6 protein-coding genes are annotated in these 5,020 nt (G+C 64.6%); 5 read left to right on the top strand and 1 reads right to left on the bottom strand.

Annotation, left to right across the window (positions count from 1 at the left end):
- Window positions 1-90: 90 nt before the first annotated feature.
- The 5 genes from paaA to paaE all read left to right on the top strand — a co-directional run bounded on the left by paaA (window position 91) and on the right by paaE (window position 4,062).
- Window positions 91-1,095 (top strand): 1,2-phenylacetyl-CoA epoxidase subunit PaaA, encoded by a 1,005-nt coding sequence (gene paaA / locus WA702_RS30780; RefSeq protein ID WP_425114305.1) that lies wholly within the window; start codon window positions 91-93, stop codon window positions 1,093-1,095.
- A 10-nt stretch (window positions 1,096-1,105) separates the two neighbouring features.
- A complete protein-coding gene (gene paaB / locus WA702_RS30775) occupies window positions 1,106-1,393 on the top strand; it encodes a 1,2-phenylacetyl-CoA epoxidase subunit PaaB (protein ID WP_425114304.1) in 288 nt (95 codons plus the stop codon).
- 167 nt (window positions 1,394-1,560) lie between these two features.
- Window positions 1,561-2,337, top strand: a complete 777-nt coding sequence (paaC, locus tag WA702_RS30770) for a 1,2-phenylacetyl-CoA epoxidase subunit PaaC (RefSeq protein ID WP_425114303.1) — start codon at window positions 1,561-1,563, stop codon at window positions 2,335-2,337.
- Window positions 2,331-2,837, top strand: coding sequence for a 1,2-phenylacetyl-CoA epoxidase subunit PaaD (paaD, locus tag WA702_RS30765; RefSeq protein WP_425114302.1), 507 nt, complete (start codon window positions 2,331-2,333; stop codon window positions 2,835-2,837). Before paaC ends, paaD begins: the two co-directional genes overlap by 7 nt.
- A gap of 142 nt (window positions 2,838-2,979) precedes the next feature.
- Window positions 2,980-4,062: a 1,2-phenylacetyl-CoA epoxidase subunit PaaE gene (paaE, locus tag WA702_RS30760; RefSeq protein ID WP_425114301.1), complete on the top strand. Its 1,083-nt coding sequence runs from the start codon at window positions 2,980-2,982 to the stop codon at window positions 4,060-4,062.
- 16 nt (window positions 4,063-4,078) lie between these two features.
- Here the strand turns inward: paaE and WA702_RS30755 are convergent.
- On the bottom strand, window positions 4,079-5,020 hold a 942-nt coding region (locus tag WA702_RS30755), incomplete at its 5' end, for an amidase family protein (RefSeq protein WP_425114300.1).

Genomic DNA, 5,020 nt, shown 5'->3' with positions numbered 1-5,020 from the left:
GACGGTGGTCTGTGAAATATTACAAGAACAGGTTGCATGCGACAGCTTCTGTTATATATTAACGGCAACCAAGTCCTGGGAGGACGCCGCATGTACACGCAGGCGCTGAATGCGCCCGAGGAGGGCACTCTCATCGAGGACGCGTCCATCAAGGATGCAGCGCGCGTCGCGAACTTCCAGGCACGCGTCGATGCCGAACAGCGCATCGAGCCCAATGACTGGATGCCGGCGGCCTATCGCAAGACGCTGACCCGGCAGATTTCCCAGCACGCCCATTCCGAGATCGTCGGCATGTTGCCCGAGGGCAATTGGATCACGCGCGCGCCGAGCCTGCGCCGCAAGGCGGCGCTGCTCGCCAAGGTGCAGGACGAATGCGGCCACGGGCTCTATCTCTACGCCGCCGCCGAGACGCTCGGCGCCTCGCGCGAGGAGCTGGTCGACGCGATGCTGACCGGCAAGGCCAAGTACTCCTCCATCTTCAACTATCCGACGTTGACCTGGGCGGATATCGGCGTCATCGGCTGGCTGGTCGACGGCGCCGCGATCATGAACCAGATCCCGCTGTGCCGCTGCTCCTACGGCCCCTATGCGCGCGCGATGATCCGCGTCTGCAAGGAGGAGTCCTTCCACCAGCGCCAGGGCTACGAGATCATGCTGACCTTGTCGCGCGGCAGCGATGAGCAGAAGGCGATGGCGCAGGAGGCGCTGAATAGGTGGTGGTGGCCGGTGCTGATGATGTTCGGTCCGCCCGACGGCGCGAGCCAGCACAGCGACACCTCGACGAAGTGGAAGATCAAGCGCTTCTCCAACGACGAGCTGCGGCAGAAGTTCATCGATGCCACCGTGCCGCAGGCGCAGTATCTCGGCCTGAGCATTCCAGATCCAGCGATGACGCAGGATGCGGACGGCCACTGGATCCACGGTCCGATCGACTGGAACGAATTCAAGCAGGTGCTGGCCGGCAATGGCCCCTGCAATCGCGACCGTATTGACGCGCGCCGCAAGGCGCATGCGGACGGCGCCTGGGTGCGCGAAGCCGCAGCGGCGTACGCCGCGAAGCGCAAGTCGCGCCAGATGGCGCAGGCAGCTGAATAGAGGAGGTCACATGGCCACGCCGAACACGCCGCTGTGGGAGGTCTTCATCCGCAGCCGCAACGGACTCGCACACAAGCATTGCGGCTCGCTGCATGCGACCGACGCCACCATGGCGCTGCAAGCCGCGCGCGACGTCTACACCCGTCGCGGCGAGGGCCTGTCGATCTGGGTGGTGCCGTCGAGCGCGATCACCGCCTCCGACCCCGCCGACAAGGGTATGCTGTTCGAGCCCGCGGAATCCAAGATCTACCGGCATCCGACGTTCTATGAGGTGCCGGATGAAGTCGGGCATATGTAATCGTCGATCAGTCTCAGTCATTGCGAGCTAGCGACGTGTCCGCCATAGCCCGAAGGGCGACGGCGGAAGCAATCCAGTATCGTTCCGCGGAGGCAGTCTGGATTGCTTCGTCGCTGACGCTCCTCGCAATGATGGAGGAAACATCTCGCACTTATCAGACACAAGACATGGCCACGCCCTCCATCACTGTCACTGAAACCCCGCTGGTGCTGTACGCGTTGCGCCGCGCCGACGACGGGCTGATCCTCGGCCATCGGCTGTCGGAATGGTGCGGCCATGCGCCGATGCTGGAAGAGGACATGGCGCTGTCCAATATCGCCCTCGATTTGATCGGGCAGGCCCGCGCGCTCTACACCTACGCCGCCGAGGTCGAAGGCAAGAACAACGACGAGGACAAGCTCGCCTATCTGCGCGACGTCAGGCAGTACCGCAACCTGCTGCTGGTCGAACGGCCCAATGGCGATTTCGCGCAGACCATGGTGCGGCAATTGTTCTATTCGTCCTTCGCCGATCCCTATTGGCGCGGCATGATGCACTCGACTGATGCGACGCTGGCCGCGATCGCGGCGAAGTCGGAGAAGGAGAGCGCCTATCATCTGCGCCACGTCAGCGAATGGATCATCCGGCTCGGTGACGGCACCGACGAGAGCCACGCCCGCGCACAAGCCGCGATCGACGATCTCTGGGCCTTCACCGGCGAGATGTTTGCCGTCGATGACGCCGAGCGCAGCATGATTGCTTCAGGCGTCGCCGTCGATCCGCTGACGCTGAAGTCGCCGTGGATGGTCACGGTGTCGGAGGTCGTGCGCGAGGCGACGTTGACGCTGCCCGAGACCGATTGGATGCAGCAGGGCGGTCGCGACGGCCGCCACAGCGAACATCTCGGACATCTCCTGAGCGAGCTGCAGCATATGCAGCGCAGCTTTCCGGGCGCGTCATGGTAGCCGTTGCGAACGGCGATCATGATTTGTGGCAGCGCGCCTGGGACGCGGCCGCCGCCGTGACCGATCCGGAAATTCCCGTGCTGACCATCGCTGATCTCGGCGTGCTGCGCGAGGTTACGCTGCGTGACGATGGCCGCATTGATGTGGCTGTGACCCCGACCTATTCCGGATGTCCGGCGATGAACATGATCGCGGTCAATGTCGCACTCGCGCTGGAATGCGCCGGCTTTCCGGATGCGACCGTGCGCACCGTGCTGTCGCCAGCCTGGACCACCGACTGGATGAGCGACGCCGGCCGCCGCAAGCTCAAGGACTACGGCATCGCGCCGCCGCAGCCCGCGAGCTCACGCCGCGCGCTGTTCGGTGTCGAGCAGGTCGGTTGTCCGCGCTGCGGCTCCGGCGATACCGAGCTGTTGTCGGAATTCGGCTCGACCTCCTGCAAGGCGCTGTGGCGCTGCAAGACCTGCCGCGAACCGTTCGACTATTTCAAGTGTCACTAGCACCATGTTTCCGTCATTGCGAGCGCAGCGACGTGTCCGCCGAAGCCCAAAGGGCGAAGGCGGAAGCAATCCAGGATATCCTGTGAAGGAAGTCTGGATTGCTTCGTCGCTTCGCTCCTCGCAATGACGAGCGGATAGACCGATGTCCTCCCTTACCCCACGTTTCCACCGTCTCACCGTCAGCGATATCAGGCGCGAAGCCGCGGATGCGGTGTCGATGACCTTTGTCATCCCCGACGAGTTCGCCTCCGACTATCGCTTCACGCCCGGACAGTATCTCACCCTGCGCACCACGCTCGGCGGCGAGGAGGTGCGGCGGTCCTATTCGATCTGCTCGGGACCTGACGACGGTGAGATCCGCATCGCGGTGAAGCGCGTCGATGGCGGCGCCTTCTCGGGCTTTGTCACTGAAGAGCTGAAGCGCGGCGATGCGCTCGACGTGATGACGCCGACCGGGCGGTTCGGGGTCGCGCCGACACCCAACGAGGCGCGCATCCATGTCGGCTTTGCCGCCGGCTCCGGCATCACGCCGATCCTGTCGATCATGAAAAACGTGCTGGCGCGCGAACTGCATAGCCGCTTTTTCCTCTTCTATGGCAATCGCACCGCGGAGGGCATGCTGTTCCGCAGCGAACTCGAGGCGCTGAAGGACCGCTTCATCGCGCGGTTGTCGGTCTTTCACGTCATCTCCGGCGAGGAGCAGGACATTCCGATCCTGCACGGACGGCTGGATGGCGAGAAGGTGCGGGTGCTGCTGCGCTCGCTGGTGCCAGCGTCGGAGGTCGACCATGTCTTCATCTGCGGTCCCGCGGGGTTGAGTGAGGAAGTGGAGGCCACCTGTCGCGCGCTCGGCATCGCTGCTGACAACATCCATGTCGAGCGCTTCGTCTCGGAGTTCGGTGGCCGGCCGCGACCGAAGGCGATCGTGTCTGAATCGGCGCCACCGAAGGCGATCGCCGCGCTGATCATCGACGGCAAGCGGCGCGAGGTGCCGGTCGCGGACGGCGAGGCGATCCTGGATGCCGCCTTGCGCGCCGGCATCGATCTGCCGTTCGCCTGCAAGGGAGGCATGTGCTCGACCTGCCGCGCCAAGCTGGTCGAAGGCGCGGCTCCGATGGAACTGAACTATTCGCTGGAGCCGTGGGAGCTCAAGGCAGGCTTTGTGCTTACCTGCCAAGCGAAGCCGACGAGTGAGCGCGTGGTGGTCGATTACGATCAGATGTGACACCTCCTCATCATGATCAAATCTTCGGCGCCGGTGCCGTTCCCAGGATCGCCTCGATCGCAAGCCCCAGGCCTAACAACTTTGTATCACTGCCCACCGGGCCATCGATCTCCAGTCCGACAGGCAAACCGCCCGCCGTCATGCCGGCATAGAGCGACAGGCCAGGAAGACCGGCATTGCTGCCGGGATCGGTGTTGCGGATGATGGTGTCGAACACCGGCACCGGAGCGCCGCCGTTGATCGACATCTCACCCGAGCCTTTCTCCAGGTCGATCAGCGGCGCCGGCGCGATCGTGGTCGGAAACAGGATGCCATCGAGGCGATGTTCGCGGACATAGTCGCCGTATAATTTTTGCAGCGCCGGCCGGTGCTGGCGCATCGCATCGGGATATGCCGCGCCGAACGCATCCGCCGTGATCGCGCCGAACGCGCCGGCGACATCTGGGCTCGCGATCATCGCCGTGATCTCCGCCAGCGTGACGCCCTCGATGCCGGAGGCGGCGAGATAGGCCGGAATGTCCTCGATCGGCTCGTGCAGCGCCACCACGAACGAGACCTTCTTGTTCTGCTCGAACACGTCTGGAATATCGGCGTCGATCAGCTCGACGCCGGCCTCCTTAAGCTTGTCGCAGGCGGCACGCATCACCGCCTCGACATCGCGATCGACGCCATTCCAGAACGCAGCGGGGACGCCGAGGCGCTTGCCGCGCAGCCTCTCAGGCTGCGCCATCGCGCTCCCGGTGATGACGGAGTCGAGCAGCGCGACGTCGGCGACGGTGCGGCCCATCGGTCCGACCGTGTCGCGGGTACGGCTGATCGGCACCACCTGGTTGGCGTCGTCATAGCGCCGCTCGGCGCCGCCATTGCCGACCGATGGCCGCAAGCCCACCGTGCCGGTCAGCGCCGCCGGCACCCGGGTCGAGCCGCCGGTGTCGGAGCCAAGGCCGCAGCTGACGAT

Origin of the sequence: Bradyrhizobium sp. (assembly GCF_049798375.1) — a bacterium.
Lineage (GTDB): Bacteria > Pseudomonadota > Alphaproteobacteria > Rhizobiales > Xanthobacteraceae > Bradyrhizobium.
This window is presented reverse-complemented; position numbering and strand designations above follow the sequence as displayed.

Excerpts from the sequence above, each read along its gene's own strand:
- paaE (WP_425114301.1), top strand. The coding sequence starts at position 2,980 with ATGTCCTCCCTTACCCCACGTTTCCACCGTCTCACCGTCAGCGATATC.
- paaC (WP_425114303.1), top strand. The coding sequence starts at position 1,561 with ATGGCCACGCCCTCCATCACTGTCACTGAAACCCCGCTGGTGCTGTAC.
- paaD (WP_425114302.1), top strand. The coding sequence starts at position 2,331 with ATGGTAGCCGTTGCGAACGGCGATCATGATTTGTGGCAGCGCGCCTGG.
- paaA (WP_425114305.1), top strand. The coding sequence starts at position 91 with ATGTACACGCAGGCGCTGAATGCGCCCGAGGAGGGCACTCTCATCGAG.
- paaB (WP_425114304.1), top strand. The coding sequence starts at position 1,106 with ATGGCCACGCCGAACACGCCGCTGTGGGAGGTCTTCATCCGCAGCCGC.